The sequence below is a fragment of the Terrabacter terrae genome (assembly GCF_039529575.1).
Taxonomy (GTDB): domain Bacteria; phylum Actinomycetota; class Actinomycetes; order Actinomycetales; family Dermatophilaceae; genus Terrabacter; species Terrabacter terrae.
In genome coordinates, this window is the sequence record NZ_BAAANB010000086.1 from 1 (window position 1) to 4,159 (window position 4,159).

The following is a 4,159-nucleotide window of genomic DNA, read 5'->3' on the forward strand; positions in this document are numbered from 1 at the left end:
ACGCCCTCGTCGCCGCCTACCCCGAGGCCGTCATCCTCGGCGAGGAGACCTTCGCCGGTGACCACGAGCTCATGCAGCGGTATGCCGCCGCCGACCACGCCTTCACCGTCGACCCCGTCGACGGCACCAAGAACTTCGTCCACGGCTCCAAGGACCACGCGGTCATGGTCGCTGAGACGCTCGGCGGACAGGCCGTCCGCGCGTGGATCTGGCAGCCGCAGCACCGTCTCGGCTACGTCGCCGAGCGTGGCTCGGGGACGTGGCGGCACGACGCCGAGGGCACGCACCGCCTCACGATCCCCGAGCGCGGGGATGCGCCACTGCGCGGTCGCACCTCCCGTCGCAAGTGGGTCGGCAAGGCGCTGGACGGCCTGCCGGCGATGGAGCTGACGTGGGTGTCGTGCGGCATCGACTACCCCAAGATCGTCGAGGGCGAGGCCGACTACGTCCTCTACGGCTCCGGCGCGCCCTGGGACCACGTGCCCGGCTCGCTCCTGCTCACCGAGGCCGGCGGGATGCTGGGGACGACCACGGGCGAGGTCTACAGCCCGCGGGACACGAAGCCGCCGGGCCTCGTCGCGGCGGGCAGCCCCACGGCATACGACGACGTATGCCGTGTGCTCGCCTCGGGCGCCGAGCCGTCCTGAGCGACAGGGCCCACTCGAGTCGACGACACGTCGAGTGAGCTACTTCCACACGTCGAGTGGGCGCTGATGCCGGAGGGTCAGTCCTTGTCCTCGCTCGCCTCGTCGGAGGCCGTCAGTGACGGCTCGGAGGTGACGGCCCCGGTCGTGACGGCCTCCTCGGCCTCCCGGGCCGCCTTCTCCGCGACGCCCGAGGGCTCGTCGGTCTTCTGCTCCTCGACGTAGTCCTCCGGGTCCTTGTCGCGCGGGGTGATGCCCTCGGCCCAGCGGACGGCCTCGTAGCGCAGGAACTGGACCGCGATCTCGTGGCGCAGCTGCAGGCTCGCGCGCTGGCGGAAGTCGGCGAGATCCTGGCGCTCCTCCTCGCCCATGTGGTCGCTGTTGTGCACGTTGGCGTCGACGACGGCGGTCCACCACTCGTCGGACCCGATCTCGGCGTCCGCGACGCGGCGCACGGCGTCGCGGATGTCGTTGTGGTCCTTGACGGCGTCCTCGACCTCCTCGTCGACGGACTCGGCGTCCGCGCCACCCGTGCCAACGCGCAGCAGCTCGGGGTAGAAGTAGCGCTCCTCCGCCTCGGCGTGCACCTCCAGGAGGATCTCGAGCCGCTTCCACACGGCGGCCAGGCCCTCGCGGTCGTCGCGGGGCCACTCCTCGAGCATGGCGAACATGCGCCGCTGCTCGTCGTGCTGGCGAAGGATGACGTCGGTGATGTCCACAGGTGGTCCTTGCTGTCGTCCGGCGGGAAGTTGGATTCACGGTGCCCCATACCCGCGCAGCATCACGGGGGTGGGGCAGCCCTCGGTTGCGACCTGGCCGTGGCCCCACCCGAGCCGTGACGCACTCGCAGCCCGGCCGCTGTGCGTTGGGTCATCCGGTGACCCAGCCGCGCCAGTCGTGCCACTGGGTCGCCCGGCGACCCCACGCACGAGCCCCCGGAACCGGGGCGGCCGGCCCGGACGCTGTGCGTTGGGTCATCCAGTGACGCACGCGGCCAGTTCGTGCGATTGGGTCACCTGGCGACCCAACGCACAGTCCCCGGGACGCCCCGAGCGCGCCCAGCCCGTCCGCCTGGGTCACCTGACGACCCAATGCACAGGCCCCGAGCGGTCAGCTCGTGCGGTTGAGTCCCGCTGCCCTGTCGGCCCGGGATGATTGAGTTGGAGCATGAGCACTCCTGAGGGCACTGCCTCGACGATCGGCTGGGACTGCGTCGCGCTCGACTGCGCCGACCCGGCCGGCGTCGCCACCTTCTACGCCGAGCTGCTCGGGGGATCCGTGAAGGCCGACCCCGACGGCGACTGGTTCGACGTCGTCTGGGACGGGCCGCGCATCGCCACCCAGCTCGCGCCCGACCACACCTCGCCCGACTGGCCGCGGGGCCAGCAGCAGGCCCACCTCGACTTCACGGTCGCCGACATCGCGACCGCGCACGAGCGCGTCCTGCAGCTGGGTGGCTCCGCCCTGGACCCGGTCGACCCGCCACGGCCCAAGCCGGAGCGCGGCTTCCGGGTCTACGCCGACCCGGCGGGGCATCCGTTCTGCCTGTGCCGCCCCACCAAGGACGCCTGGGACTGAGTCCCCGGAGCATCACGCCGCTCGGGGCAGCACGATGCCGAAGTGGTCGGCGAGTGCCGCGCGCACCCCGTGCTCGTCAGGCAGCTCGGTCTCCTCGCGGATGCCGTTCGTCGTCGTGATGAGGCGGCTGCCGCTCAGCGTGACCCGCCCGGCAGGCGTGAGCAGCGACGCAACCCGAGACCGGGTGAAGTGGCTCTCGGGCGAGCTCTGCTGCCACTCGTTGCGCTCGGCGAAGTCGTCGAGAGGGTGGGGCGTCGTCGTGAAGACGAAGCAGTCGCGCCACTGCTCGCCCTTCCGGCGCTCGCGGTAGGCCCACGTTCCGCCCCGCTTCACCAGCCCCACCGCCTTGCCCCTCTCGCCTCGCTCGAAGCCGTCGAGCAGCGGCAGTGGGCTGATGAAGCCCTCGCCGAACCCCACGTCGGCGAGCACCGGTCCGTCGAGACTGCCACCCGAGACGATCAGGGCGACGTGGTCGAACTCGTCGGTGAGCCCGCCGGCCGCGGTGGCCACGCGTGCGGAGACCAGCGCCACGGCATACCCGAGGTGGCGCAGCAGCAGCGCGAAGAGGCCGTTCAGCTCGTAGCAGTAGCCACCGCGCCGCGCACCGACCACCTTCGCGAACAGGGCATCCCGGTCGAGGCGGATCGGGCGGCCGAGCGAGATGTCGAGGTTCTCGAACGGCACGGCGAGCAGGTGCGCCTCGTGCAGCGACGCGAGGGCCTCGAGGCTCGGCGCCTGAGCGACGCCCACCCCGATGCGCGTGAGGTACGCGGCGGCTTCGGAGGCGTCGAGCGCCTCAGTAGCCGGCACGGCGCAGTGCCTCGTCGGTCAGGTCGCGGCCGAGCTCGATCATCTCGGCGGCCCGGTGGAAGTCGAGGGTGCGCACCGCGTTGGACGGAACGGTGACCAGCACGTCGGGCGGGTTGCTCGCCATCCGGTAGCGCGAGATCAGCGCCGACATGGTGTCGAAGGACATGTTGAGCAGGTCCACCAGGCCGAGGTCGGCGCCGCGGGTGAGCAGCGCCTCGGTGGGCGTCTGCGGCAGCGCGTCCAGCGCCGACGGAGGCAGCGTCGCCTCCGCGTCGAGGTCGCGGCCGTGCGTGCCGAAACGGCTGGTGAGCGCCCTGACCCGCTCCGACTCGAGCACCTCGGTCGCACTGCGCCGCAGGCGCGAGGTCCACTCCTCGTGCGGCCGCTGCTCCGACGACTCCTTGACCGGCGTCCTCGGGCCGAGGCTCGCCCGCATCCCCGACAGCGACACCGCGATGGTCACGTCGGCGGACGCGGCGGCCGTCGGCTCGATCGGGATGGGGTTGATGAGCCCGCCGTCGACGAGCACCCGCCCGTTGATGACGGCGGGGGTGATGACGCCGGGGATCGCGATCGAGGCACGGATGGCGTGGTCGACGGGCCCGTGCTGCAGCCACACCTCACGGCGGGCGTTGATGTCGGTGGCGACCGCCGTGTAGGGGATCGGCAGGTTCTCGATCGTGGCACCGTCGAGGATCTCGCCCACCTTCGCGATGATCCGCTCGGCGCGGATGGCGCCGCCCTGCGCGGGCAGACCGAGGTCGAGCAGCCGCCAGACCTCGCGCTGGGTCAGCCGCCGGGCCCACTCGGTGTAGGCGTCGAGCTTGCCCGCCGCGGCGACGCCCCCGACGAGGGCGCCCATCGAGGTGCCGGCGATCGCCACCACCTCGAACCCGCGCTCGGCGAGGACCTCGAGGGCGCCGATGTGGGCGTAGCCGCGGGCACCGCCCGAGCCGAGGACGACCGCTGCCCGCATCCCGCCTGCCACGCCTTCGACCATAGCGGGGCGACGCTTTCAGGACGTCAGGTACCAGATCTCCATGGCGTCGAGCCGGGCGCGGTCCGAGACCATCTCGATGCCGGTGACCCGGTCGTCCTCCACCGTGAAGCGGAAGGCGACCTTCGGC

5 protein-coding genes are annotated in these 4,159 nt (G+C 72.1%); 2 read left to right on the forward strand and 3 right to left on the reverse strand.

Annotated features, from left to right (window positions below; all coding sequences use genetic code 11):
- A partial coding sequence (locus tag ABD194_RS19290) for an inositol monophosphatase family protein (RefSeq protein WP_343994499.1) occupies window positions 1–647 on the forward strand: 647 nt, incomplete at its 5' end.
- 77 nt (window positions 648–724) lie between these two features.
- On the opposite strand, the gene ABD194_RS19295 is transcribed toward ABD194_RS19290, so the two are convergent.
- Window positions 725–1,363 carry a hemerythrin domain-containing protein gene (locus ABD194_RS19295; RefSeq protein WP_343994502.1) on the reverse strand — a complete coding sequence of 213 codons (639 nt, stop codon included), beginning with the start codon at window positions 1,361–1,363 and terminating at the stop codon, window positions 725–727.
- 448 nt (window positions 1,364–1,811) lie between these two features.
- Between ABD194_RS19295 and ABD194_RS19300 the strand changes: the two genes are divergently transcribed.
- A complete protein-coding gene (locus tag ABD194_RS19300) occupies window positions 1,812–2,222 on the forward strand; it encodes a VOC family protein (RefSeq protein WP_343994504.1) in 411 nt (136 codons plus the stop codon).
- 12 nt (window positions 2,223–2,234) lie between these two features.
- Here ABD194_RS19300 and ABD194_RS19305 read toward each other — a convergent pair whose 3' ends face one another.
- Window positions 2,235–3,032: an arylamine N-acetyltransferase family protein gene (locus ABD194_RS19305; protein ID WP_343994506.1), complete on the reverse strand. Its 798-nt coding sequence runs from the start codon at window positions 3,030–3,032 to the stop codon at window positions 2,235–2,237.
- Entirely contained in the window at window positions 3,019–4,020 is a 1,002-nt protein-coding gene (locus ABD194_RS19310; RefSeq protein ID WP_343994508.1) for a patatin-like phospholipase family protein, read from the reverse strand. Before ABD194_RS19310 ends, ABD194_RS19305 begins: the two co-directional genes overlap by 14 nt.
- Between the last annotated feature and the right edge of the window lie 139 nt (window positions 4,021–4,159).

Coding starts and splice junctions, on each gene's coding strand:
- ABD194_RS19300 (WP_343994504.1), top strand. CDS start 1,812: ATGAGCACTCCTGAGGGCACTGCCTCGACGATCGGCTGGGACTGCGTC.